Source organism: Pseudohalioglobus sediminis (assembly GCF_008370495.1).
Taxonomy (GTDB): domain Bacteria; phylum Pseudomonadota; class Gammaproteobacteria; order Pseudomonadales; family Halieaceae; genus Halioglobus.
Genome location: NZ_VTUX01000008.1, coordinates 1 through 24,720 on the forward strand (window position 1 = coordinate 1; position 24,720 = coordinate 24,720).

Annotated in this window: 21 protein-coding genes; 6 read left to right on the forward strand and 15 right to left on the reverse strand. The window is 59.1% G+C overall.

Annotated features, from left to right (window positions below; translation table 11 throughout):
* The first annotated feature begins 403 nt into the window (after positions 1-403).
* A complete protein-coding gene (locus F0M18_RS15660) occupies positions 404-856 on the forward strand; it encodes an LAGLIDADG family homing endonuclease (RefSeq protein WP_149612410.1) in 453 nt (150 codons plus the stop codon).
* A gap of 174 nt (positions 857-1,030) precedes the next feature.
* Here F0M18_RS15660 and F0M18_RS15665 read toward each other — a convergent pair whose 3' ends face one another.
* Entirely contained in the window at positions 1,031-4,399 is a 3,369-nt protein-coding gene (locus F0M18_RS15665; protein ID WP_149612411.1) for a DUF3427 domain-containing protein, read from the reverse strand.
* Complete coding sequence (locus F0M18_RS15670; RefSeq protein ID WP_149612412.1) at positions 4,396-5,388, reverse strand: NUDIX domain-containing protein; 993 nt, start codon at positions 5,386-5,388, stop codon at positions 4,396-4,398. The genes F0M18_RS15665 and F0M18_RS15670 overlap by 4 nt, the downstream gene beginning before the upstream one ends.
* Positions 5,389-6,193: 805 nt before the next feature.
* On the opposite strand from F0M18_RS15670, the gene F0M18_RS15675 reads away from it, so the two are divergent.
* Entirely contained in the window at positions 6,194-6,688 is a 495-nt protein-coding gene (locus tag F0M18_RS15675; protein ID WP_149612413.1) for a cupin domain-containing protein, read from the forward strand.
* 25 nt (positions 6,689-6,713) lie between these two features.
* Here the strand turns inward: F0M18_RS15675 and F0M18_RS15680 are convergent, their stop codons facing one another.
* From F0M18_RS15680 to F0M18_RS15695, 4 genes are all read right to left on the reverse strand, one after another.
* A complete protein-coding gene (locus F0M18_RS15680) occupies positions 6,714-8,564 on the reverse strand; it encodes a glycerophosphodiester phosphodiesterase family protein (protein WP_149612414.1) in 1,851 nt (616 codons plus the stop codon).
* A 226-nt stretch (positions 8,565-8,790) separates the two neighbouring features.
* The gene (locus F0M18_RS15685; RefSeq protein ID WP_316838981.1) at positions 8,791-9,387 is read right to left on the reverse strand and encodes a HupE/UreJ family protein; all 597 of its coding nucleotides are present in this window, start codon (positions 9,385-9,387) and stop codon (positions 8,791-8,793) included.
* Complete coding sequence (locus tag F0M18_RS15690) at positions 9,387-9,971, reverse strand: HupE/UreJ family protein (protein WP_149612416.1); 585 nt, start codon at positions 9,969-9,971, stop codon at positions 9,387-9,389. The genes F0M18_RS15685 and F0M18_RS15690 overlap by 1 nt, the downstream gene beginning before the upstream one ends.
* 163 nt (positions 9,972-10,134) lie before the next feature.
* Positions 10,135-11,535 carry an L-serine ammonia-lyase gene (locus F0M18_RS15695; protein WP_149612417.1) on the reverse strand — a complete coding sequence of 467 codons (1,401 nt, stop codon included), beginning with the start codon at positions 11,533-11,535 and terminating at the stop codon, positions 10,135-10,137.
* Between the two features lie 159 nt (positions 11,536-11,694).
* On the opposite strand from F0M18_RS15695, the gene F0M18_RS15700 reads away from it, so the two are divergent.
* Both F0M18_RS15700 and F0M18_RS15705 read left to right on the forward strand, forming a co-directional pair.
* Entirely contained in the window at positions 11,695-12,759 is a 1,065-nt protein-coding gene (locus tag F0M18_RS15700) for an ester cyclase (RefSeq protein ID WP_149612418.1), read from the forward strand.
* The gene (locus F0M18_RS15705) at positions 12,756-13,175 is read left to right on the forward strand and encodes a hypothetical protein (protein WP_149612419.1); all 420 of its coding nucleotides are present in this window, start codon (positions 12,756-12,758) and stop codon (positions 13,173-13,175) included. The genes F0M18_RS15700 and F0M18_RS15705 overlap by 4 nt, the downstream gene beginning before the upstream one ends.
* A 2-nt stretch (positions 13,176-13,177) precedes the next feature.
* Here the strand turns inward: F0M18_RS15705 and F0M18_RS15710 are convergent, their stop codons facing one another.
* Complete coding sequence (locus F0M18_RS15710; protein WP_149612420.1) at positions 13,178-14,176, reverse strand: alpha/beta hydrolase family protein; 999 nt, start codon at positions 14,174-14,176, stop codon at positions 13,178-13,180.
* A gap of 98 nt (positions 14,177-14,274) precedes the next feature.
* On the opposite strand from F0M18_RS15710, the gene F0M18_RS15715 reads away from it, so the two are divergent.
* Entirely contained in the window at positions 14,275-15,297 is a 1,023-nt protein-coding gene (locus F0M18_RS15715) for an ester cyclase (RefSeq protein ID WP_149612421.1), read from the forward strand.
* Here the strand turns inward: F0M18_RS15715 and F0M18_RS15720 are convergent.
* From F0M18_RS15720 to F0M18_RS15735, 4 genes are all read right to left on the reverse strand, one after another.
* Entirely contained in the window at positions 15,287-16,291 is a 1,005-nt protein-coding gene (locus F0M18_RS15720; RefSeq protein WP_149612422.1) for a nuclear transport factor 2 family protein, read from the reverse strand. The two genes, F0M18_RS15715 and F0M18_RS15720, sit on opposite strands and share 11 nt — an antisense overlap.
* Positions 16,292-16,309: 18 nt before the next feature.
* Positions 16,310-17,920, reverse strand: coding sequence for a sodium:solute symporter (locus tag F0M18_RS15725; RefSeq protein WP_149612423.1), 1,611 nt, complete (start codon positions 17,918-17,920; stop codon positions 16,310-16,312).
* Between the two features lie 26 nt (positions 17,921-17,946).
* Complete coding sequence (locus F0M18_RS15730; RefSeq protein ID WP_149612424.1) at positions 17,947-18,909, reverse strand: ester cyclase; 963 nt, start codon at positions 18,907-18,909, stop codon at positions 17,947-17,949.
* A gap of 70 nt (positions 18,910-18,979) precedes the next feature.
* On the reverse strand, positions 18,980-20,032 hold the full coding sequence (locus tag F0M18_RS15735; protein ID WP_149612425.1) for a cupin domain-containing protein: 1,053 nt from the start codon (positions 20,030-20,032) through the stop codon (positions 18,980-18,982).
* A gap of 120 nt (positions 20,033-20,152) precedes the next feature.
* Between F0M18_RS15735 and F0M18_RS15740 the strand changes: the two genes are divergently transcribed.
* The gene (locus F0M18_RS15740) at positions 20,153-21,043 is read left to right on the forward strand and encodes an amidohydrolase family protein (protein ID WP_223177999.1); all 891 of its coding nucleotides are present in this window, start codon (positions 20,153-20,155) and stop codon (positions 21,041-21,043) included.
* A 29-nt stretch (positions 21,044-21,072) separates the two neighbouring features.
* On the opposite strand, the gene F0M18_RS15745 is transcribed toward F0M18_RS15740, so the two are convergent.
* Genes F0M18_RS15745 through F0M18_RS15760 form a run of 4 tightly spaced genes read right to left on the reverse strand, consistent with a single transcriptional unit; the run spans position 21,073 to position 24,704 of the window.
* A complete protein-coding gene (locus tag F0M18_RS15745) occupies positions 21,073-21,831 on the reverse strand; it encodes an HpcH/HpaI aldolase family protein (protein WP_149612426.1) in 759 nt (252 codons plus the stop codon).
* Between the two features lie 4 nt (positions 21,832-21,835).
* Entirely contained in the window at positions 21,836-22,981 is a 1,146-nt protein-coding gene (locus F0M18_RS15750) for a cobalamin-independent methionine synthase II family protein (RefSeq protein WP_149612427.1), read from the reverse strand.
* 17 nt (positions 22,982-22,998) lie between these two features.
* Positions 22,999-23,709 (reverse strand): alpha/beta fold hydrolase, encoded by a 711-nt coding sequence (locus F0M18_RS15755; protein ID WP_149612428.1) that lies wholly within the window; start codon positions 23,707-23,709, stop codon positions 22,999-23,001.
* Positions 23,710-23,720: 11 nt separating this feature from the next.
* Positions 23,721-24,704, reverse strand: a complete 984-nt coding sequence (locus tag F0M18_RS15760) for a LacI family DNA-binding transcriptional regulator (protein ID WP_188109757.1) — start codon at positions 24,702-24,704, stop codon at positions 23,721-23,723.
* Positions 24,705-24,720: the final 16 nt, after the last annotated feature.

Genomic DNA, 24,720 nt, shown 5'->3' on the forward strand with positions numbered 1-24,720 from the left:
GCCAAAGCGGAGATGGGGCTTGGGATATTGAGCTACAACCTGGCCAGAATAGTGAATGAGGTGGGTGTGCCGAGGTTGCTGGCGGCGATGAGGTAATACACCCCCTGAGAATCAGGTACCGAAAAGAGAAAAGCCCAGCTGAAATCAGCTGGGCTTTTTAGTTCAAGGCCGCTAGAGCGTGTTTTTACACAGTCTCCACTCGGTGGCCCTTTTCATTTCTTGCCGGTCAGTTTCAAGCCGGCATTCCAAAGTTCGTAGGTGCGCCGCCCGGCGCAGAACGATGGGGGCAGGGCAATTGTAAAACAACATCCCGCTCGCGCAGCTACTAATCAATTTCTCCCAAACACAATACTCCCACCGCCGTCACTCGTATCATAAGAACTCGCACCAGGAGATTTCACGGATGCCTGCCTATCGAGTCGCGAATAAACTATCCATTGCTGAAGCAGCCTATATAGCCGGACTGGTCGATGGCGAAGGCAGTATCACCCTGACTCGCAAACACCGAAATGAAAATCGACACCTGGGACTGACGATCAGCAGCACGGAACTGCAGCTTCTGCAGTTTGTAATAGATGCTGCTGGTGTTGGGAAAATCTCTAACAAGAGAGCGAGCAAACCCGGCCACTCCCACAGTTTTGCCTACGGTGTATACAATCGACAAGCCCTACAGCTGATTGAACAGATCCATCCACATCTACTGTCTTACAAGGCAGAACGTTGTGCGCTTGTCCTGAGCGAATACCTCAGACTGACACCCAGGAACGGCAAGTACAGTCCGCAACTGATGAAGGAGAGAAAGCATTTTGAATCCCGCTTCCTGGATATCAAACCAAACAATTTCAAGCGGGAATGAAGCTCTGGCCTCTCTCCAATATGCTCAACTAAAAACACACTTTAAGTGCCAAATAAGACACTTCTTTCGACCATTCGTCATCAGGAACACCCCAGCACATACCCAAAAAAAACGTAAGTTGAAACTAACAGCTACTTCTTGGTCATGGAACAGTGCGCCAGGCCCTGGTAATCGTTAATCGCTAAAGTAGCCATACAAAGCCGCTGAAAGAGGTGTTTTAAGCAACCAGGTAACGTTCATCGGCTTCTCAGAAGTGTGACCTTGATAGTCAACTTGACCACAGTAAATAAACGGCGCCGCTTTACCCTTTTGAAGTTTGTGCTTCCTAACAAATAGCTGAACAAGGCTGCCTTGAGCTCGATGCTCAATGATACCCCTCCCCCTCTTTCCGGTGGGGCCTGTGCTATTTTGGCTTTGCCAATGAAAGGTTTTCTTGTCTAAAAAGTAGTCATGATACTGCTCACTCTTGTTTTTTCCCTGCTTATTCAGCGTGACCAATAAAATCTGATAGTTACTATTTTTTGGGCAGACATGTCCTGTTTCCCAAATGGCCTTGCTGAACTCCAACCCAAAAAGCGGCGGAATATCTGCGCGCATAAACGATTGATGTACCTGCAACTCCAGTTCATCGATTACACTCTTTAAGCGTGCGAGCAGAGCGATATCTGCTGTCAATGGCATTGCAGGATAGCTAGGATTCTGGGCAGCCAGGACGATATCGCCGCTAACTGCCGTTTCTACATTCCGAACCAAGAACTCATTGCCGTACTCTTTGCGATTCTCGGCGATGACAGTTCCCAACTCAGCAATCTCTGATTCCTTCACACTGGGCTCTCGTATCTCGTTTGAGGCGATCTGGCTAGATCCCCTTCCGGGTGGAAGAAGTTCGAAAAGAAGATAATCACCATCCCGAATTGGATGATCACCGCCATCCATAGAGTTACCAGAGGCTTGAGCCACAAAATGCTTAGCAGGATCTAGTGCTCCATACACAGAAGGCAAGGGTCGATAATCAATACTCGTATTGTCGTGCGGACTCTCTCTAAAATAGCCACACGCCACCTTTAGGTCTGTAAAGAACGGAATCTCTACCGATGCTTGATCTAGATCCAGCACTGGTGCAACAGGTGTTTGCTGCTCGATACGAGACTCATACTGCCTAAATCGAAAATCAACGATCTCCTGCACCATATCAGCAAATGTAGCTAAAAGGCTTGGCGATATGGGTTGCCGAAAACGAAAGGCACCGTCATCTATCTGGAAGTGCGCAGTTGCGGTGGAAGTATTGCCACCAATCCAAGCATTGATAGGGTTGTCAGACCAATACTTTAACCATCCTTTGACCTGATCTTGAGATATATCGGAGACTTGACGATATATTTCGGGCAGATCAGTCAGTAAAACCCGCCGCCGCTGAAGGACGTCGAAACTCTTCATTGCTAGGGCTGCTATCGAAGGCGGATTGGTAAATCCATCTAACTCGATAAGCGCTTCAAGTAGCACTAGCTTAAACGACTTTACCAACGTGGTTGTTTCTAGCTCCCTCAAAAAGCTCCCAAAGGTTGAAAAGCATTCAATTTCATTGTCTGCGAGGTCCTGTTCATCCTTTAGGAACGCAAACCATTGACCAAAATCTCTGCGGATTGTATCTGCACTACCCCCTACTCGATAGAATTCTGCCAATGACGGCCTCCTACCCAGAGAGTCCTTCAGATTTCGATAGATTTCAATCTGTTGATCACCCTTGGTTGATATCAACTGCTCCATGAAATCTATCGACTCCAGGTCGTAGTTCACGAAACAACCCGCCGGCAGCTCTAAGTTTTTCTTCCGAACATCATCGATAAAGGCTTTGCGATCCTTTGTTGTCACTCCTACATTGAATAGTGCTTCGGGCTTTCTGAAGAAGCTAACATGGTTGCCGATAAAATCTAGAACCACCAATTGGTCTTTTCCGGTTCCCGAGCTGTTTCTAAGACCGCGTCCAAGCTGCTGCAAAAAAATAATCTTCGATTCAGTAGGCCGGAGCATCAAAACAGTATCTATCGCTGGAAGATCAACGCCCTCATTAAACAGATCGACCGAGAATATGACCTGCAAGCGACCTTGTTCCAGCAAAGATAATGCCTCATTGCGGCGCATTTCTGAGTCTGAATGGACAGATGCAGTATGGATGCCCTGTCGATTAAAGTAATCAGACATAAAATCCGCATGCTTTTTGGATATGCAGAACGCAAGCGTCCGACTCTGGTGTTTATCTTGCCAGTGTCTGAAGTTATGCCGTGCTCGGGCATTGGTTGCCAGCTGGTTCTCCAACTGTTGAGGATCAAACTTACCATTGCGCCAAGTGATCTCCTGATAGTTCACTTCATCAGCGATACCGAAGTAAATAAACGGGCACAAAAGCTTGGTTTCTATGCCGTGGAATAGATCTTTGGTGTAAACAAGATTGTCATCACATAAGGCCAGAATATCGGACTGGTCGGTCCGTTCTGGTGTGGCTGTAAGCCCCAAGAGAAACCTAGGCTCAAAATGAACTAGCAATTTACGGTAGGTACTCGCAGCAGCATGATGAAATTCATCAACAACTATGTAGTCGAAGTGCTCTCGACCAAAAAGCTTGAGATGGCTGGCTTGTCCCAGTGTTTGTACCGAGGCGAACAGCATATCTACATCTAGCTCTTTCTTTTGTCCGTTGTAGCGACCTACTTTTACATCGGGCCGAATCCTGACAAAAGTCTCCTCTGCCTGCTTGAGAATTTCTTCTCTATGAGCCACAAACAACACTCGCTTGGCGTTCATTTGCTGACTATCGAAGGCTGACAACCAGGTTTTTCCAAGTCCTGTCGCTAAAACGACTAGTCCCCGCCTGTAGCCTTGCTGCCGAGAGGCGGCTAGTGCTTCAAGGGCTTCTAGTTGGATTGCATTGGGCTCAGGTGGGGGTACTTGCTCATCTTGACCAGGCTCACTCGCTGGCGGCGCTGCAGACGCCTCCGGAATCCGCTGTATGTATTCATCAATCCATTCGTGTGACAGCGTTTTGCATGAAGGATTAGCGTAAAGTGTTTCGTACTCGCACAGAATACGAGCAAATCGATCATGATCCTCCGCTTGATCGACTTTAAGGTTCCATTCGAGTCCACTTACCAATGCAGCATGACTAAGATTACTCGAACCGATAAAGGCACAGCCCTCGGCGTCGGTAGCTGATTCACTGCGCGTAAATAGGTAGGCCTTCATATGAAAGCTCGTCTTCCCACGGCTTTCAAATACCTTAACTTCGGCACCTTGCTCATGAAGCAGCATCAAGTACCTTAGTGCTTGTGGGTCGGTAACCCCAAGGTAGTCTCCAGTGAGCACCCTCACCCGAGCACCCCGCTCTAACGCGTCCTCTAGCGCACCTTGTATGAGACGAACGCCTGTCATGCGGATAAAGGCGGTAGCGATCGCTATATCATCGGCGTGATTAATTGCTTCCAATAGACTCGGAAGAAACGGGTTATCCCCTCCGACAGTAAGCGCAGTATCTGGAAATTGGCTCACACCTGCCCTCCACGCTTACGAACAATCGCGTATACCCATCTTTGTGGCTTGTCGCGTAGCGTCGTTTCAGCGTCCCAGAGCTCCAGAATTTCAGTATCCTGAATGCTTTCCAGAAGAAAACCAAGTGACTGAGTCGTCTGGTTAGTGAAATATCGTCCTCGTTCATCGACGGAGGGTGACTCCCCCCATTTGAAAGACATATAGGCAATCGCTTGGTCCTTCAACGCCGCAAGTATCTTTTGGATAACATCCTTCAGCTGCGTTTCGGGACAATGCAATAAGCTGGCGGATGCCCAGACAGCATCGAATTCATCTTTGTAGTCCAGCTGTTGGAAAGATTTCACCTCCACAGGATGTCCTGTAAACACACTCGCCCATGCCGCGATTTCAGCGTTTCCATCCACCCCCGTGACGTTGTGGCCCATTTCTCTAAAGGCTTTACTGTCTCTACCCGAACCACAGCCCAAGTCAAGAATATGGGCTACTGGCGATAAATGCTTAAGAAACGGGCGATATAAATCGCCGATATCAAATTCGCTGGTTTCTCTACAATACTCGACTGCACTGGTTGAATAATAACCAGCTGTTCTTGCCCAGGCTTCATACTGCTCTACCAACGGGATGTCGGCAGGCGCCCATTTCACATCAGTAAGCTGATCCATTTTAAGCCAGCGCAGCTCATCGTGATCTACCAACTCGAATTTGCCAGCCGTATGCTCAACCTCATAGCCCAGTAAACGAACTACCTTTTCTCCGTAATCGTAAACACTCTCGCCTATATACTCCCCTATTTTGGAGGAAATACTAAACTCCTCCGCCAGTTCGCGCTCTAGACAGCTCTCTGGAGATTCATTTTCCTCAAGCTTGCCACCAGGGAACTCCCAGTATCCTTCAAGGTGCTTTCCAGGGCCTCGTCTTGCCGCAAGGACCTTACCGTCTCTGACTATTACTGCAGCGGTGACTTGAATTACAGTCTTCATCGCATCCATTGTTTTTCAGTGAGCATTTTTTTCGAAAATAATAGACCGACTATCAGCGAGCAACTATGGCCCGAGAAGCTGCTTCGTGAATACAGTCCATGATGCTGACCAGTTGAGCCATTCCGCTCGGGGATTAGACGATCAGAGCTGGAAAGTAATGAAAATTTGATTCAAAGTAAACGAGCGTATAGCGTACCCGGTCAGTGGAGGGTGGTTTTTTGTCACGCCAGCCGAAGAGCTCGGGAAATTTTTTTAGTGCATTTAAGGGAATTACTTGGAGAAAAATGAAGGTTTCAGAACTAATTGTAGAATTAAAAAAAAATAGCGGATCAAGGTGATGCTTGGAAAGATGCTGAAGTGGAGTGGTATGGCACAAAAGAAGAGACCGAAAAACGCGGTGGGCCATGTGCTCTTGGTGAGATCGAACAATTGGATTTTGGAGATCATCTTCTAGTAGTTATCTCCGCCGCTGAATCACCTTGACGAGAGTCAGATCCGACAGCTCTCGGTTGGCCGAGCAAAACAGCGATCTGAAACCAATCCATATTCGCCCCCTCGCACCGCCAAATTTCAGTGATATACGTAGGGCTATAGCTCTATAGAGGATCGCATAGTGGTCATCGATAAACAGAAGATCATGCGTCCTCTCAATTGCCGCCGCCTCCACCAACGCAGAACAGGGCCACCACTTGGTGGCCCTGTTCATTTCTTGCAGTGCAGTTTCGACCACTCCGTTCAAAGTTTGCGGCCGCCCACCCCAAAGCAGTGTTAGCATATTCACCATGGGATTGCCCATTGGGACACAGGAATGCGCATGAACGACCCCGACAGTGCGGCGCTCATCGAGCGACTCGGCCTCGAGCCACATGTAGAGGGTGGGTATTTCAGGAGAACCTTCCAGGCTGATCACCGGGAGTGCGTGGACCAGGGCGATGGCCCGCGCTTCACCATGACCTCCATCTACTACATGCTCACTCGCGAATCACCGGTCGGGCGCTGGCACCTGAACCGCTCTGACATCGTGCATTATTTTCACCTCGGCAGCCCGGTCAGCTATTACCTGATCGATGCCGAGGGGCGGCTGGAGACGGTCGAGCTAGGCCCTGACCTGGAGGCGGGCCAGCAGCTGCAACTCACTGTTCGCGGCGGCATGTGGAAAGCCTCACACCTGCAAGCGGGGGAATACGGCCTGATTAGCGAGGCGGTAGCGCCGGGTTTTGACGATCAGGACATGCAACTCGGCGAGGAAGCCAGCCTGCTCAGGGCATTCCCCCAGCACCATGAACTGATCCGCGCTTTCACGCCGTAGGCCGAAGAACGCGGCGGGGCTGCGTTTACGGCGAATCGTCCCGGTAACGCTTCGCCACTTGCGGCTTGCCGAAGAACAGGGCTGCACTGAGCACCAGGCGTTCCGGTGCACTGAGTTCCGCCAGCTGCGCCAGCACTTCGCGGGCCAGGGCGGGTTCATCGGTGATGACACCGTCCACTCCCCGAGTGGCCCACTTCGCCATCGACAGCCCGTCGTTCACCGTCCACACGAACACCTGCTTGCCCGCCTTGTGTGCACGGCGGACAAACGCAGTGGTCGCCATGCCCTGATTGACGGCGAGAAAGTCCACATCAACACGGCTGAGGTCGCCGATGGACTTGGCCGCCAGTACGCCGGCGGTCCATTGGGGGCGTATGGCCTGGAGTTTCTCCACGCCGCTGAGCTTCAGCGACATCACTGCCACCTCGTCGGTCATGTTAGCGGCCTCGACGATGTCCACCACGCGCTGTTCCAGCGCCTCATCATGGCCGTAGTACTTGAGCTCGATCAGCAGCCTGGAGCGGCCGCGCACGGTTTCCAGCACCTCGGCCAGTTTGGGCACCCGTTCCGCGGAGAAACGCGGGTCGAACCAGCTGCCGATATCAATCTGTTGCACGGAAGCCAGGTCGCCCTCCCATACCTTGAGCGGATTACCGGCGAGCTTCATAAAGTCGCTGTCGTGCACCACAACCACCTCGCCGTCACGGGTTTCCTGTACATCGATCTCCACCCAGTCGGCGCCGTCATCCAGCGCCTGGCGCACGGCAGCCAGCGTATTTTCCGGGGCCGCTCCGGCGGCACCGCGATGCGCTACCACCGCCACATCCCGATTGATATCTACGCCGCGCAACAACAGCAGCCCGGCGCCCACTGAAAACACGGCCAGACCTGCCAGCAGCAAAGCAGTGCCGGGCAGCCAGCGCCGCCCTGTGGGTTCGGCACCGGTGGCCGCAAGCAAGGTCGCGACATCCTGCTGCTGAGCACTGGGCGCCAGTTGCGCGAAGAGCCGGGCCACCGCCATGGTGAAGCCGGCCATGTTGATCGCGGCGACGAGCACGTTCAGCAGCGTCCACACCAGCGCGGCAAGACCCAGCAACGCCACCAGGGTGGGCAGGTGAGACACGCCGGCACCAATCAATCCGGCATTGGTAACCGCCAGAAACAGCAACGGCACCAGGGACAGCGACACTGCCAGCAACAACCAGGACAGCAACGTGCGCAGACACATTCCGCGCTTGCCTCTGGTAATTGCCTCGCTGGCGGCAAATGCGGCCCGCGGCGATTCGCCCGCCACCAGCACCAGCGGTAGCACCAGGCTCCAGTCCAGCAGACGGCGGCCGAGTAAGACCAACAGTGCCGCGGTCAGCACAACACCCACCACCAGGGCGACAACAAACTCCGGAGGCCGGCGGGAGAGATAATAGTTGATGTCATGGTCAGCGAGCAGCCACCACGCCACGGCGCCGATCAGCAGCAGATAGGGCACGAGGTAGACCAGCACCCGCAGGGTCAGGCTGAGCGTGAGGCGCAACAGCGATGGCGCGTTGCGCAGGGTATGTTGTATGGCGGCGGTCGCGGGCACGGTGCTGTCGCGCTGTGCAGCGCAGGCAAGCATCTGCAGAGCGCCCAGCTCCAGCGCGCTGATGGCAAGGAATATGGCCACCAGGGTAATGGCCACGGTGAGACCCAAGGGCGATAACAGCAGCAGGGCGATGTCCTGGTCCGCCACTGCTGCCGAGCCGGTCATCGCCACGGCGCTGCGTACCAGGAACCCGAACAGCGGCGTCAGCAGCGCCACGCCGAGCAGGGTGAAGAACAGGTGGATGACGACAATGCGCCGCCAGTTGGCGCGCAGCGGTGCGATCAAGCCTGGCATGGCCCTGGCTCCTCCGGGATGCAATGCGCCCACCTTAACACGACTTCAAGCGGCGCTCTTGACGATTCACCTCAGGTCGGCCCAAGCACTTCCACCAGGATAGCCTGCCGGGTGATATGACGGGCGTCGTCGCTGGCCGCGAATCTGCATCGGGGGGGGAAACGGTTGGCGGCGGGGAGTCACGGCTGGGGGTTCGGCCGGCCTTTACCCAGCGATCAATCCGCGCTCAGGAGCCGGTGACCCAGAGCAGCGAGAGTACCAACAGGCTACTGGCTGCGCTCCAGGAGCCGGCGACCCGAACGGCAATGCGTTGCCACTCACGTTGCGCCAACTCGGCAATGGCCGCGAACACGACCAGGCCGATACAGGCCCCGAGGCCACTACCGGCCAGAACCGCGGCGGCCTGGGCGACGCTGTCAGATTCAGGAAACGAATCCAGGCCCACGGCCACCCCCACCCCCGCGGCCAACAGTCCCGCCAACGCCACCGGGGTGCGCAATTGCAGCGCGGCGAAAAAGCCGCAGCAAATGCTCGCCGCCAACAGCCACGGCTGCATCACCGGCACCCAACCCGCGCCGGAGGCGAACAGGCCCGCCACAATGGCCGGCACGAACGCGCAGTAACCAACGCGCATCGCTGTGAGCCCCCGCTGCCCGAGGAACAGTCCCAGTGAGAACAGGGCGAGAAGCTGCGCAGGCACTACAGCCGGGTGCAGTATTCCGGCGTAAAAATCGCCGATGCCTTCTATGGGGCTGTGGGCGCTAGCACAAGGTGCTATCAATAACCCCGCGAGCACTAAAGGGATGCGCCAGCGAGACAGCACTACCAGGCGCCACTGAGAAACCCGACGCCAGCGCCCGCTATCAGCCCGCCTGCCATGCGCACGGCGAGGCGCCCTGCGGGCCAATGGGCCAACAGCCCAAAGGCAATACCCGCAACGTGCAGGAGACCGGTACTGAGCACAAAGCCAAGGCTGTAGGTCAGGGGGCTCACTGCGGCCGGCAATTCGGTGCCATGGGCATGACCGTGGAAAATCGCGAAGGCGCCAACGATGACAGCGGCGACCCACAGCGGCGCTTTCGCCGCAAACAGGATCATCGCGCCGAGTACAACGGCGGACGCGGCAATGCCTGTCTCCACGGCGGGCAGCGGCACACCGGCCACGCCAAGCACCCCGCCCAGTGCCATTACCAGCGGGAACACCACCGGCAGCAGCCAGATTGCGGGTTTGCCAAGGAAAGCACCCCACAGGCCCACCGCCACCATGGCGGCAACGTGATCCCAACCCAGTATCGGATGCATAAAGCCACTGGCGAAGCCGCCCGCCAGGCCAGTCGTTTCATGCGCGTGGGCGCCCCCTGCTGCGCACAATAGCAACACCCCTGTGGTTAGTAGCAGCCTGCTCATCGCTTCTCCTTTCGCGTCGGTTGCGGAAATCAAGTTCGGGGGATTATCAGGTAAATCGACCGCTTTCGCACCCTATCCGGCGCCGAGGCCTGACACATCGGCGACAGCCGTTGCGGGGCGCGTTGCCGGCGGATCCCACAGCAAACATGTTTCTGGCCGCCAGCTAACACTCCACAATACTGACCGGCAGTTCCAGTACGTTAACCGCCAGGCCACCGCGCGCAGTTTCCTTGTACTTTTCCTGCATATCGCGGCCGGTGTCACGCATGGTCTTGATGACCTGGTCCAGCGACACATAGTGTTCCCCGCTGCCACGCAGGGCCATACGCGCGGCGCTGATGGCCTTGATCGCGCCCATGGCGTTGCGCTCGATGCACGGCACCTGCACCAGGCCGCCGATGGGGTCACAGGTCAAACCGAGATTGTGTTCCATGGCGATCTCGGCGGCGTTCTCCACCTGTGCCGGTGTGCCGCCCAGTACGTCGGCCAGCGCGCCGGCGGCCATGGAGCAGGCGGAACCAACCTCCCCCTGGCAGCCGACCTCTGCGCCGGATATGGAGGCGTTGATTTTATAGAGGATACCGATCGCGGCAGCGGTGAGCAGAAAACGAACGATATCCTCCTCGCTGGCGCCGCGGCAGTGTTCCAGGTAGTACTTGAGCACAGCCGGAATGATGCCGGCGGCGCCATTGGTAGGAGCGGTCACGATGCGCCCGCCGGCGGCATTCTCCTCATTCACTGCCAGGGCATAGAGCGTCACCCAGTCCATGGTGTTCAGGGAGGCATCGCCAATGGAGTCGTGCTGGCTTTTCAGCTGCCGATGCAACTGCGCCGCCCTGCGTTTTACCTTCAAGCCGCCGGGCATCACGCCCTCGGTCGCGCAGCCGCGCTCGATACAACTGTCCATCACCTGCCACAACTGCAGCAAGCGCTGGCGCACCTCCGCCGGAGGCCGCCAGGCGGACTCATTGGCCAGCATCAGCCCGCTGATGGAAAGGCCGCTCTCCCGGCACTGCTGCAGCAGTTCGGCGCCCGAGGTGAATGGGTACGGCAGTGAGGTTGGGTCGTCGACGATGAAGTCACCGTCGGTGGCGGTGTCATCCACCACAAAGCCGCCGCCGACAGAGTAGTAGGTCTGGCTGAATAGCTCGCCCGCTGAGGTATCGAAAGCGGTGAAACGCATGCCGTTGGCATGAAAAGGCAGCGACTCCTGCCGGTGCATGACCAGGTCGTTGCGGTAATCGAAGGCAATCTCATGGCGCCCGAGCAGGCTGATACGTCCCTCCTCCCGCGCCCGGGCGACGCGCGCGGGCAGGCTGTCGATCTCCACCTGTTCCGGCGTTTCGCCCTGCAGGCCCATAATCACGGCTTTCGGGGTGCCGTGGCCGGCGCCCGTGGCGCCCAGCGAACCGTACATTTCACTGCTGACTCTGGCGCTGCGTTCCAGCACGCCTCGGCTCTCCAGCGCGAACACGAACCTTCGCGCGGCCACCATCGGCCCCACGGTGTGCGAACTGGAAGGGCCGATACCGACCTTGAACAAGTCAAATACGCTGATAGACATTGTGCCTGCTACTCGATTGCCTCTCCGCCAGGAGGGGCTGGACCTTGAAGGGAGTTTACAGTACCATTTTTGACTTCGAATGCAATAACAGCTTCACGCGGTAGCTGCTAAGCTTCTCCAACCTGCCGCGGCAGCAATAACACAGGCAACAATCTATTCATGGACAACCATTACGACAGCGCGCCGGCGGGCACAGATACCGGCTCCATGCGCGGCTTTGATCCCGAGTTTACCGATATCGTCGATTACATACTGCGCATCACCTATCGCATCTGGGAAGGCAAGCAAGTGGGCCTGTGTCGCGACTACTACTCCGAGGACTGCCCGGTGTACACGCTGGCCGGCTACACCGAGGGCGCCGAAGCCGTCACCCAGAACACCATGCGTACGCTGAGCGCTTTCCCGGACAGGACCCTGCACGCCGACAACATCATCTGGGGCGGCAACGACGAGGACGGAATCCACTCCTCGCACCTGATCACCACCAATATGACCAACCTCGGCCCCAGCGAGTTCGGCGAGGCCACCGGCGTACAGGCGCAGATCCAGGTGATCGCGCATTGCGTCTGCAAGGAAAATCGCATCGTCGAGGAATGGCTGGTGCGCGACAACCTGTCGCTGGCGCTGCAGTTGGGCGTCGATCCGCTGGCCTACGCCCGGGAACAGGCGCGCAAACCGCTGGATGCAAAGGGCACCTTTGCGCGCTGGCTGAACGACGAACACACCAGGGTGTCGACCTCTGGCCGGGAGCGCCAGGACTACCCGGCGCAGGACGAGCACGAGGCCCGCATCAGCACCGCTCTGCATAATATCTGGAACGCGCGCATGGTGGGTGATTGCCACCTGCTGTACGCAGAGAACGCACGCCTGCACGCCTCCGCGCGGGACGACTACGACGGCGTGGACAACATCGTTCGCTTCTATCTGGAGATACTCGGCAGCCTTCCCGACGCCCGCATCAGCGTTGACTACACCTGCAGTAACGCGATGCTCGAAGGTAACTACATCGCCGCGCGCTGGGTGATTGCCGGTACGCACAGTGGCGCGTCACTCTGGGGGGAGCCAACCCACGCTCCCATCGTGATCCTTGGCGAAAGTCACTACCGCCTGGTCGACGGCAAGGTGATGGAGGAGTGGCTGGTGTTCGATGAACTGGCGGTGCTGACCCAGGTAGCACGCGCAAGACTGGCTCAATCCGAAAATAAAGAAGGAGACGACAGATGACGGCGTTTGCTACAGCAACGGCTTTTTTTCACGCCTGCGAGGGCCTGCAGGGATGGCAGGGTTGCGCACAATACATCGCCGATGGCGCCGCATTCTCCGCACAGTGCGAGCCGCTGGTGGATATCAGCAGCGTGGCGGATTACTGCGAGTGGATGGCCGGCCTCGGCAACGGTCCACTGCCGGGCTGCGGCTATACCCTGCACAGCAGCGCCTGGGATGAAGCCAACCGCACGGCCCTGTTCTTCGCCACTTTCAATGGCAAGCATACCGGCGAAGGCGGCCCGGTGGCAGCAACCGGCAGCGAAACGCACACGCACTATGTGTACGCCATCACCATGGACGCCGACGGCAAAGTCTGCGCCATGACCAAGATCTGGAATGCCCCCTGGGCGCTGAAGGAACTGGGCTGGGCCTGAGGCTAGCGGAACCGCTCGAACCAGGCCAGGTCCCTGGCTACGGCGGTGGCAAACTGCTCGCCGGTGAACAGGTGATCGCCACCCGGGTAAACCATCAACTGATAGTCCCTGCCGGCCAGGTACAATTGCGCCGCCAGTCGCAGAGACGCGGCTACCGGCGTGGTCGGGTCTTCCGCCGCATGCTGTATCGACAGCGGTACGCGCAGATTTCCCGCGCCGTCGATGGGGCGCAAAACCTCCCTGTTGCCAATATTCTCCAGCTCAGCGGCCAGCTGGTCCAACGCCGGCTTGGCCCGGGTGCCAGCGTCCTCTCCAGCCGATGCCTGCAGCGACATCTGCATCAGGTAGTCCAGCCCACCGCCGGCGGTGGTTGACCAGACAGCGCCAGCGCGAACTCGATCACCCAGCGCGAGCAGGGCTCGCAGCGTGACGCCCGCTCCCATGGAATGTCCGAGCATATACGCGCGACCGAGGTCGATATTCTGCAAGGAGGGTAACGCCAGGAAACAGGCGACAGCGTCCCGCGTATACCACATGTCGGCAAGCAGCCTGCGCGTAAACGCAGCCCCGGCTGAGATATTGTGGCCGCGGTAGTCGGGCACCACGGTGACATAACCAGCCCTGGCCAGGGCCTGCACGGTTTCCCGGTAGTAGTCGCCGGGCCTGTCACTCACGCCCTGGGCATTGAACCCGTTACGCGGCGGGTCGGGATGATAGCCGTGGTTGAATTGCACCACCGGCCAGCCCTGCCCGGGTGGCTCACCCGCTGGCCACAGCACCAGCGCATACTGGCGCAGGTCGTCCACCGAGAAACTGACCACCTCGCGGCGAATGCCTTCTGTCGGTGTGTTCTCACGCACGTGAGCGAAGGCATAGCCGCCCTTGCCGATCAGTGCCTGTAGATCCGTCGGGTCAACTTTCTCTGCATTGGCTGTCGCCGGCGACAGCGATGCCGCCAGCATCAGGGCCAGTGAGATCAGCAGGCGATTAGTTGTTTGCATCTGTATTCCCCAGGGGTTCTTATATGTGACGACAGCCGATTTTTTGCTATGCTCCCGCTTATTGACTTCGAATGCAAATAATTGGGATCAATCAGTTCATGGATATACACAGCCAGAATAAAAACCGCTACGCGCCGCTGCGCGATGCCCTGTACAACTTTGAGACCGATCACGTCCGCAACACCCTGAACGCGCTGTTTCGCGATGACGCACTGATCCAGTTGGCGTACCCCTTCGAAACCCTGGCGGGCCCCGGCCAGTTGTTCGACCAGGCCTACGCGCCGCTGCAGCGCGCCATCCCCGACCTGGAACGCCGCGACACCATTGTGATGGCCGGGCGCACCGCGCACCAACAGGACTGGGTCGGCTGTTGCGGCTACTACACCGGCAGCTTCCAGCGCCCCTGGCTGGATATTCCCCCTACCGGCCACCAGGTGGCCATGCGCTACCACGAATTCTTTCGCTTTGAGGAACAGCGCATTGTTGAAATGCAGGCCCTGTGGGACATACCGGAAGTCATGATGCAGGCCAACGCCTGGCCCATGAGCCCGAGCCTCGGTCGCGAGTGGCAGGTGCCCTCCCCCGCGCCCCAGAACGGCATCGTGCCCGGCCCCTGGGACGCGCAGCACTCCGCCGCCAGCCTGCAACTGGTAAGTGACATGTGCGAGGGGCTGGGCAGGTACGCCAGCGGTGGTGTGGAAGCGATGCAACTGGAAAAGTACTGGCACCCGCGCTGCAGTTGGTACGGACCCTCCGGCATCGGCACCGGCCGCGGCATCAGCGGATTCCGCAACTGGCACCAGATACCCTTCCTCAACGGGCTACCGGATCGCGTGGGCGATGCCGCCGCCGGGCACCTGTTTGCCGACGGCGACTTTGTCGGCTTCACCGCCTGGCCGGGTATGCACATGTCAGTGAGCGGCGATGGCTGGCTGGGCATCGCCCCTGCCGGACAGCAGATCACCATGCGCAGCCTGGATTTCTGGCGTTGCGAGCAGGGTCTTATACGCGAGAACTGGGTGCTGGTGGACCTGCTGCACGTCTATCATCAACTCAATGTCGATGTCTTCGCGCGACTGCGCGAATTCAACAAGGCTCGGCCCGGGCTATTCAGGGATTGAGAATCGCGCTGGTGCGCTCCAGCACGTCAAGGCCCTGTTGCTTGAGCCAGTAGGGAATGTCGATGATGACCCAGTTTTCCAGCAGTTTATCGCCTTCCCGGCGATAGACGTCTACCACGCGCATATGCGTGCGCTCGCCTCCCGGCAGGCCCATGAAGCCGCCGGTGGGCCGGTGTGACAGATTGGGCCAGCCGAAGAAACAGGCGAAATCGCCCTCGGCAAAACGGCACACATGGCCGTTATAGACTTTGTCGGTGAGCCCCTCACGAAAAGGGTACTGATGCTGCTGCTGGTAACGCGGGATGGTGCAGGTGGCGCCGATACCGGCGGGCCCATACCACACCATGTTTTCGTGCCAGGTGCGTGCGAGGTACTCGGGAGGGCAGTTGTCGTTGCCACTTTTATTGAGTGCGTCGAGATCATCGATCATCTGGTTGAGCACAGCCAGGGTCTTCTCGCCCTCCTCCGGCGCCTGCCGGTCGAGCAGAATACCGTCATGGCCCCGCGGCCCCGGATAGACGAAGGACGCCCCGGTCTGCGGCGGCAGCGGGTTGCATCCCACCTGCTGCATCAGGCCGATGATGTCCAGGAACATGCCCGTCTGCACGATCTTGCCCCCGGCCACGCAGTTGAACTCGGCGTAGCGCAACATCACCATCTTGCGGGTCGCACGAATACCCAGCCAGTCGGCATCGAACAGGCCCATGAAGTGCCCCATGCTCATGACCCACTGGTCGCCGGCGATTTCGCTGGTACCGGCGATGAAAATATCCTGCCGCCGCTGCAATGAGTTGAACGCGCGCAGCAGCGGCTGCCAGAATCCTTCTGCGATGGCCTCCTGCCCGTGTATCTCATCGAAGGGATGGCTACCGAGAAACCGGCAATCGGCACTGGTGTAGCGCGCGAGCACCGCCGGCAGCGTGTCCGCAGCGGCGGCCTCCAGCGCCTCGAAGTACTCGATCACCAGGGCCTTGTTTTGCTGGTAATCACTCATGACATCACGCTCCGGGTATCAACCGATCATCGCATTGAACAGGTACAGGAAAACCACCGTCAAGATGAAAAGGCCCAGCAGGTAGTAGCTGACGCGATCGACCCGACCCGGGATCAGGTACCAGTTACCCTCCTTTTCCGGTCTGCCCTCGGCGGCAAACTGCGCCTTCTGGCCCACCACCGTGTAGGGCGAGTATTCCTCCTGCCTGCCGTCCAGCGCCAGGCTCGCCAGCAGCGAGACGCTGATATTGACGGCGCCGCCGATCGCGCAATACCAGGGCCAGGCGATATCGGTGTTGGTCGCCACGTACCAGATCACCACAAAACCCACGGCCACACCGATCAACAGCCCGCGCTCGGTCGTATGCTTGGAAAAGAATCCGAGGGCGAACATGCTCAGCTTGGCACCAACGAAATAGGAGCCCACCTTGCTCAGCGTCTCCAGCACCGAGCCTTCGCTCTCTGCAAACATCAGCGCAGGAATCACAATCATCACCGCCCAGAACACAGTGAACAGGCGCGAAACTTTCAGGTAATGCTCACCGGATTCGCCGGGCTTAAAGTATCGCTGGTAGAAATCCACGGTGGAAACCGTGGACATGGAGTTGAAGGCGGAATCGAGGCTCGACATGCTGGCGGCGAGCACCGCAGCCGCAATCAGGCCCATCAACCCGGGGAGCCCATAATCAGTAGCGAACTGCAGGATGATGGTGTTGCCGTTCTCAAACTCGCGGCCGCCATAGTAGGAGTAAAACAACACGCCCAGCAAGATAAACAGGAAGTAAATAAAGAAAGCACCAAAGCCCATCATCAGGAAAGACTTCTTGGCATCGCCGATATTTTTCGCCGCCAGGGTTCGCTGCACCATCATCTGGTTGGCCCCGTACACGGTGACGTGGAACAGGGTCATGGCGATTACGCCGGACCAGACCGTGGTCACCCTGGTCATGTCCACGCTGAAATCCAGCGCATCGGTGCGGCCCTGGGCTTTCAGCTGCGCCAGTGCCTCCGCCACCGGCACGGGCATCTCGCCCAGCAGGGCGAACAGAATGACGAAGGCCCCGACGAAGAGGATTCCCGCCTGTATCACGTCGGTCCAGATCACCGCGGCAATACCGCCGAGGGAGGTGTAGATCAGCGCGATCAGGGTCACGATGGCAATACAGTATTCCACCGGCAGGCCGGTAATAAATTCCAGCACCAGCGATGTGGCGTAGAGCACCGCCGCCGAGGTCAAGCCCTGGGACAGCAGGAACACCCCGGACATGACGCTGCGTGAAGCGGGGCCGAAGCGCTTCTCCTGGTACTCGTAAATCGAGGCCACCCCGCTGTTGAAAAAGAAAGGCAGGAAAAAGGTCACCACAAAGAAGATGACCAGCGGGTAATTCAGGTGAATGGCAATCACGGATAGCCCATCGGTATACGACCATGCAGGGCCGCCGAGGAAGGTGAGTGCACTGACGTAGGTGCTGACCACGGAGATACCGATCGCCCACCAGGGGATGCTGCGATCACCCAGGAAGAAGTCGTCCGCCGAATGAATTTTCTTACCGAGAAAAAAGCCCAGGCCCAGGTTGGCAATCACGTAGATCACCAGGATAGACCAGTTCAGCGCACCAAATTCCGCCATTACCACTCACCTTGTTGTTATTGCTTTCACTTTATTTGTGCTTTCATTTCCGCGAATACATCGAGGCCCATTTGCGCGAGCATATGCGGTATATCGATCGCCACCCAGTTTTCCTTGAGCCGGTTGCCCTGCCGGCGCCAGATATCCATTACCCGCAGTGCCAGGTGCTCGCCGGAAGGCGGCAGGCCCAACCAGCCGCCACCGGAATGGGTGCCGTGCATATGCGGCCAGCCGCCGGTGGCAACATAGTCGCCGCAGGCCACGGTACAGGCGTGGTGATCCACATCACGGTCGGGGAAGCTGCGCAGGAACGGCCCCTGGTGGTGGGCGCGGAAACCGGCAATACCCCGGGTGGTGCCGATGCCGCCAGGCCCATACCACATGAAATCCGGGTGCCAGTATGTCTCCAGATCCATGCTTTCCAGATCCCGGCCATCATAGCGGCGCAGGCAATCCAGCATATCCATCACCAGTTGCACCGAACTGGCGCTGTAGGCCGGGTCAGTATCCTCGCCGCACAGTCCATCCAGCGTGGCCGGAGGCATCACCAGGCCGGGGTGCCCCAGCGCAGGTCGCAATGGATAAACACCGGCCTGGTGCATGGCATCGAGAAAATCCGGAAACAGGTAACACTGGATGATACGCCCGTTCTCCAGGCGTACCAGTTCAGAGTAGCGCAGGTACAGCGCCCTGCCCGTGGGCGGGATACCAAACAAGGGCGCCAGAAACGTGCCGCAGAAATATCCGGCCCCGGCAACCCACTGCTCGCCCTGATACTGGCCCGGAATCTCGATGAAAGGCCTGCGCTCAAGGTCCGGTAGCGCCGCCCGCAAAGGCAGCATGAATTCTGTCAGTACTGCGTCGGGGCCGCTCAGGTCATTTACCGGATGGCACACCGACCACGCCACCTGTTCATGCAATGCGCTGCGCGCGGCACCGGCTGCATCAGGCCCCGCGGCAGCGGCGTAGAACTCGGCTATCACACTCATGTACGGATCCGCTATGGTGAACGCGACAGGCGCAGGGTGATCTTTTACCCCCCCCTCCTGACAGACGTGATTAATTGGCTGCGGCCGAGCGCGTCGGGGCTTCCATCCACACTGCCGCTGCGGGGGCGTCGCCGCCGCGGACCACGTAGGCCACGGTATTACTGGCGCCGGGATTACTGAAGCCATGCATCAGTTCACGGGGCACGGTAAGCACATCCCCCTGCTGCAACGTCAGCTCACCGCCATCCCAGCTGAACAAGAGTTCTCCGCTGTGCAGGTATACGACTTCTTCCTCGTGACGGGCATGGAAAGGCAAGCGGGCGGCCGGCTCGAAATCCATGCGGCGAACCTGGAAGCCGTGCGGCCAGGCCATCTTGCCCGCAGGCACGCCCTCCGCCTGGCTGGCGGGGCCAATCAGCGCGTATTCAGCCACGCCGGGCACGCTATCGGTGAGTGCGGAGCCGGCACGTGAGCACTGTTCCTCCTCGCGATAAACACACTCGAGCATTTCTTCAACACTCATCACCCGGTGCGCCTTCACCTGCTGCTCGGTAGTCTTCGGTTTGGGATTGACGCCTGCAGGCACCTGCTCCCCCCGCGTGGTATCCACCAGGCGGCCATTCTCCAACAGCACCAGGCCATACTCACAGGCCTTGTCAAAGACATCCGGCGCCCAGAGCACGTTGCCCGGGTCGTCACCACCGAGCACGGCAAACAGGTAGCCGACGTCATCACCCACGTTCTCAAAGCCGCGGAACACGTTCACCGGAATGCTGATACAGTCTCCCGGACCCAACACGGCCTCGCCATCCTGGCACTGGTCGCCCCAACGGAAGGCCCAGCGACCGCTGTGTACGATAAAGACTTCCTCGGTTTCATGACTGTGCTGGGAGTTGGTGCAGCCCGGGGGCTGCCGCGCGCCGCCAATGTTGAAGCCGTGCGGCTCGGTAATGTGCACGTACTGGTCGGGATGCTCCGCCACACCCGGGCCGATAACGGTGAAATTCTCTTTTTTGTCGCTGCCGGGGGTATAGGTATCGACAAACGCGTTGGTGCAGGGTCGCAACTCCGTATAGCGCACCAGACGCTGCTGCATCGCTTCGGTAGTCCACTGCTTGGACATGGGGCCTCTCTCCACTCAAATAGTTATTAAAAATCACCGGGGCCACTTGCACTGGCAATCTGATTGGTGAAAATGTACTTCGAATGCAAAAATTTATCAAGCGCAAACAGAGACTGCTTCATGCCTGACTCAATGCCCATGTTTATCGATGCCCACCACCACCTCTGGGACCTGCACCACTGCCACTATCCCTGGCTCATGGCCCGGGGCGAGAGGCGCTTCTTCGGCGACCCGACCCCCATTCAACGCAATTACCTGCCCGCGGAGTTTGCTGCCGAGTCCGCCGACTATAAACCCGTGAAAAGCGTGCACATACAGGTAGGAGTGCGCACCGAGGACGAAACCAGGGAAACCGCCTGGCTGCAATCACTGGCGCCGTATCCACAGGCCATCGTGGCCGCGACCGACCTGCGGGCACCGGACCTGCCCGCCAGTCTGGACGCACATGCCGCCCATGAACGCTTTCGCGGTGTGCGCCAGATCGTCGGCCGTCACATCGCCGAAGACCGCAAGCACGGCAGCGACGAACTGCTTGACGACCCGGCGTTTGTGGCCGGACTGCGCGAGCTTGCCACCAGGGGCCTGTCCTTCGACCTGCAGATGATTCCGCCACAGATGCCGCGGGTGCTTGCCGCGCTGCAGCAGGTGCCCGAGCTGCGGGTGGTGCTGTGCCACTGTGGCTCACCCTGGGATCAGAGCCCCGACGGACTCGCCGACTGGGGCAAGGGCCTGCGGGCGCTGGCCGCACGGCCCAATACCTGGTGCAAGGTCTCGGGCCTGGGTATGTTCAACCCGCAATGGACCGACGCGGCGCTCGCTCCGCTCATCACCGAGGTGGTGGATATCTTCGGCCCGGGGCGGGTGATGTTCGGCTCGAACTTCCCGGTGGACAAGCTGTACAACAGCTACGAGGCACTGTGGCGCTGTTACAACGCCGCCACGTCGCAATACACCGCCACGGAACGGGAGCAGATGTTCTACCACACCGCGGCGGACTTCTATGGCATCTAGCGGGCTGTGCGGATGACTGCCCTGAACCGCTAGCTGCCGCGAAACCGCTGCACCAGGCTGGCGGCGCCCTGCAGCAGGAAACCGTGATCCGATGACAGCAGGAAAAGTGTGGCACCGGCATCCTGCCAGCGCGGGATCTCGTCCAGGTTGCCCACGAACATACCCACCGGTCGCCCTGCCGCGGCGGCACTGCGGCAGACTTTTTCCACCGCTTCGACCACCTCCGGGTCTGCCGGCGATGCAGCGCCAAGGGCGACAGTAAGGTCGATACGGCCGACAAACAGGCAGTCTATGCCATCCACCGCGGCGATATCATCGATCGCCTCCAACGCTTCCAGATCCTCTATCTGTGCGATCACCACCGACTCGGCAGCGCTGGCGGCAAGGTGCTCGGCCATCGGCCGGGTAGTGTATTCCGCCGCCCGGGTGGAACCGGCGTAGCCACGCCCGCCGGCGCCGAAATGCGCGGCAGCGGCGATCTCCTCAGCCATCTCCGCTGATGTCACATGTGGCACCACCACACCGGTAGCGCCGCAATCGAGGGCGTTGAGGGTGTGCTCCGGGGCCGCCGAGGGCACGCGTACAAGCGCCGGTTTGCCTTCGCTCCTGAGCGCATAGAGACATTGATCCTGCACCAGGCGATCGAAGGGGGCGTGTTCGGCGTCCAGGCAGAGCAGGTCGAGATCGGTTTTTCCCAACACCTCGCAGAGGATCGGTGACGGGGTTTTGACAAAACTACCCAGCAGCTGCTCACCGGCGGCGATACGCGATTTCAGCGTCTTGTTCATAGCCCTAGCTCCACAGCCTGTCACTGGCCAGTGCTGCGCCTTCCACCATCGCGCCCAGCTTGGCGTAAACAATATCCTCGTCCACCGCCCCGAATCCGGCAAAGGTGGAGAAACCGCAGTCAGTGCCGGCGATCACGCGCTCGCGACCGACGATGTCGGCGAACCGCTCGATACGCTGCGCCACCAGCCGCGGGTGCTCGATGAAATTGGTAGTGGAGTCGATCACCCCGGGCACCAGCACTTTGTCGTCTGGAATAGCCGCATCGCGGAACACCTCCCATTCATGTGCATGCCGCGGGTTTGATGATTCGAACAGTAGTGCCTGCGGCTTCGCTTGCAAGGCGATCGGCAACACCGTCTCCATGGGTGCGTCGCAGTGATGCGGGCCCTCGTAGTTGCCCCAGCAAACATGCAGGCGCACCTTTTCCGCGGGAATATTGCGCAGGGCATCGTTGAGTACTTCGACGTGCAGGTTGGCGAGAGCGACATACTCTGCTTCGGGCTTGCCCTTGAACAGCATATGGCGCCCCAGGCCGAGATCGGGAGAATCCAGTTGCAGGATAAAGCCGGCATCGACAATCGCCTCGTACTCGGCGCGCATGGCATCGGCCAGGGCCTGCAGGTAGGCCTCGTGTCCGGCGTAGTACTGGTTGGGTTGAAACAGCGCGATCACCCCCGGCGAGGCGGCATTCATAAAGCCCTCTGTCGGCGCGTGCGCGGTCACCGCCGCCCTGAAGTTATCCAGGTCTTCCTGCAGCGGCGCCATATCCTTGACCGCGATTTCGCCAACACAACAGGGGCGCTTGTAGCTGGGGGTGCCGCCGGAACTGGCCTGGCGCTCGAGAAACCCCGGGAAGGCTTCCAGGTCGGCAGGCGGATTGCGCTCGCTGTCGCCGTCGAACCCGCTGATGCGGTCCTTGATGTAAGTGGCGTAGCTGATCTTGCTCATCTCGCCGTCGCTGACGATATCCACGCCGGTCTGCACCTGGCGTGCAACCACCGCCTCCACCGCCGATCGCAGTGTGGCCGCCATGGCATCCGCATCAACAGGCTGTTCATTCTCCTTGGCAAACACCGCGTCGGTAACGGCTTTCGAGCGCGGCAGGCTGCCCACGTGGGTGGTGAGGATCCGGTCTGTACTGAGTTGCATTATTGTGGTCTCTCTCTTCAGTTAAGCCATTTTTTAAGGGCGGCGTTGACCGCGCCCGGTTGCTCCATCGTGGCCAGGTGACCACAATCGGGGATGACCAGCAGCTGCGCTGCGGGAATCCGCTGCGCCATCTCCCCGTGCAGCGACGGCGGGCACAGTTCGTCTTCCTCGCCGCACAACACCAGCGTCGGGCAGGTGATCGTCGGCAGGGTTGCGGTGCTGTCCGGGCGGTCGCGCAAAGCCAGTGACTGGCGCACGAACACCTCGGCCCCAAGCCCCATACCCATGTACAGCACCTCGTCCAACAGCGCCCGGTTGTCACGGTGGCAGGACGCCAGGTAGTTGGGCTTTAACTCGTCGCGCAGAATGGCACCCAGTTCGCCCCGCCGCGCCTGCGCCATTTGCCGATCGCGCACTGCGCGCCGCTGTGGAGTATCGGCGCGAAAATTGGTATCCAGCAGCGCCAGGCGCGCTATGCGTTCGGGTGCCTGGCGCCACATTTCCAGGGCGACGATACCCCCCATGGACAGCCCAGCCAGGGCGAAGCGCTCCGGCGCCCCGGCCAGCACACCGCGCGCTATGGCGGCGATGTCGTCATGGCCGGTGATATCACCATGCAGCAGCGGCAATTCGCCACCCAGTTCCGCTTCCTGCGCTCGCCATAGCCCGGCATCACACATCATGCCCGGAAGCAGCAGCAGCGGTGTACTTCGAATGCATTCAGCCATAAATAAAAACGTCAGCCGCGAATGCTGCTGCCATTGCGCAGCACGCCGGAAAACAGCCGCTTCTCCGGCGGTAGCTCAGGATTGTCTACTCGGTCCATCAGCATGGAAACGGCCGCCTCCGCCATGCTCTCCACCGGCTGTACCACCGTGGCCAGGTCAAAACTCGCCCAGGCCGCGGCGCGCACGCCGTCGAACCCGACCACGGAGACGTCGCCGGGCACATCGTAATCCAGCCGATAACGCAGCTCGTCCATGGCGCCAAAGGCCATCACGTCGTTGGCGCAGATAATCGCATCGGGCATGTCGCCTCGCCGGTCCAGGATTTCCTGCACCGCCCGGCAACCGGACCGGTAGCCGTAATCGCCGCTGACCTGCAACACCTCGGTGGCGCCACATTCCCGCAGTCGCTCCAGCGCACCGCGGGTGCGCTGCATGCTCACCACGGAATCTGCGGGGCCGGTAATAATGGCAAAACTGCGGTGCCGGGATGCCTCTACCAGGCGATTGATCAGCGCGCGCTCGCCTTCAATCTGGTCGCAACTGACCGAGCAGACCTGCACGTCCTCGTAGGAGCGGTTATAGAACACCAGCGGAATATCACGCTCCACGAAGGTGGCTATTTCATCCGGCGACAGGTGGGCAGCGGCGATCACGCCGTCTACCTGGTATTGCCACACCTGTTGCAGTGTGCGGCTGACATCGCTCTCGTGGTCCAGGGTGAACAGCAGCACGTGCACACCGCGCTCGGTGAAGCGCGCACTGAGTTCAGAGACCACCTCGGGATAGAAATTCAGGTTGGAAACGATCACCGCGACCATGTTGGAACGACGCGTGATCAGCCCACGGGCAATCGCGTTGGGCGTGTAGCCCAGTTCCTCGACCGCAGCCATCACCCGGGCGCGCATCTTCTTGGAGACACTCGCGCCGGGTTTGAAACAGCGGGACACGGCTGACTGCGAAACACCGGCGTGCTGTGCGACATCGTAGGATGTCACATGCCGCTTGGTGCTG

Excerpts from the sequence above, each read along its gene's own strand:
- F0M18_RS15660 (WP_149612410.1), top strand. The coding sequence starts at position 404 with ATGCCTGCCTATCGAGTCGCGAATAAACTATCCATTGCTGAAGCAGCC.
- F0M18_RS15670 (WP_149612412.1), bottom strand. The coding sequence starts at position 5,388 with ATGGATGCGATGAAGACTGTAATTCAAGTCACCGCTGCAGTAATAGTC.
- F0M18_RS15675 (WP_149612413.1), top strand. The coding sequence starts at position 6,194 with ATGAACGACCCCGACAGTGCGGCGCTCATCGAGCGACTCGGCCTCGAG.
- F0M18_RS15680 (WP_149612414.1), bottom strand. The coding sequence starts at position 8,564 with ATGCCAGGCTTGATCGCACCGCTGCGCGCCAACTGGCGGCGCATTGTC.
- F0M18_RS15690 (WP_149612416.1), bottom strand. The coding sequence starts at position 9,971 with ATGAGCAGGCTGCTACTAACCACAGGGGTGTTGCTATTGTGCGCAGCA.
- F0M18_RS15695 (WP_149612417.1), bottom strand. The coding sequence starts at position 11,535 with ATGTCTATCAGCGTATTTGACTTGTTCAAGGTCGGTATCGGCCCTTCC.
- F0M18_RS15700 (WP_149612418.1), top strand. The coding sequence starts at position 11,695 with ATGGACAACCATTACGACAGCGCGCCGGCGGGCACAGATACCGGCTCC.
- F0M18_RS15705 (WP_149612419.1), top strand. The coding sequence starts at position 12,756 with ATGACGGCGTTTGCTACAGCAACGGCTTTTTTTCACGCCTGCGAGGGC.
- F0M18_RS15710 (WP_149612420.1), bottom strand. The coding sequence starts at position 14,176 with ATGCAAACAACTAATCGCCTGCTGATCTCACTGGCCCTGATGCTGGCG.
- F0M18_RS15715 (WP_149612421.1), top strand. The coding sequence starts at position 14,275 with ATGGATATACACAGCCAGAATAAAAACCGCTACGCGCCGCTGCGCGAT.
- F0M18_RS15720 (WP_149612422.1), bottom strand. The coding sequence starts at position 16,291 with ATGAGTGATTACCAGCAAAACAAGGCCCTGGTGATCGAGTACTTCGAG.
- F0M18_RS15725 (WP_149612423.1), bottom strand. The coding sequence starts at position 17,920 with ATGGCGGAATTTGGTGCGCTGAACTGGTCTATCCTGGTGATCTACGTG.
- F0M18_RS15730 (WP_149612424.1), bottom strand. The coding sequence starts at position 18,909 with ATGAGTGTGATAGCCGAGTTCTACGCCGCTGCCGCGGGGCCTGATGCA.
- F0M18_RS15735 (WP_149612425.1), bottom strand. The coding sequence starts at position 20,032 with ATGTCCAAGCAGTGGACTACCGAAGCGATGCAGCAGCGTCTGGTGCGC.
- F0M18_RS15740 (WP_223177999.1), top strand. The coding sequence starts at position 20,153 with ATGCCTGACTCAATGCCCATGTTTATCGATGCCCACCACCACCTCTGG.
- F0M18_RS15745 (WP_149612426.1), bottom strand. The coding sequence starts at position 21,831 with ATGAACAAGACGCTGAAATCGCGTATCGCCGCCGGTGAGCAGCTGCTG.
- F0M18_RS15750 (WP_149612427.1), bottom strand. The coding sequence starts at position 22,981 with ATGCAACTCAGTACAGACCGGATCCTCACCACCCACGTGGGCAGCCTG.
- F0M18_RS15755 (WP_149612428.1), bottom strand. The coding sequence starts at position 23,709 with ATGGCTGAATGCATTCGAAGTACACCGCTGCTGCTGCTTCCGGGCATG.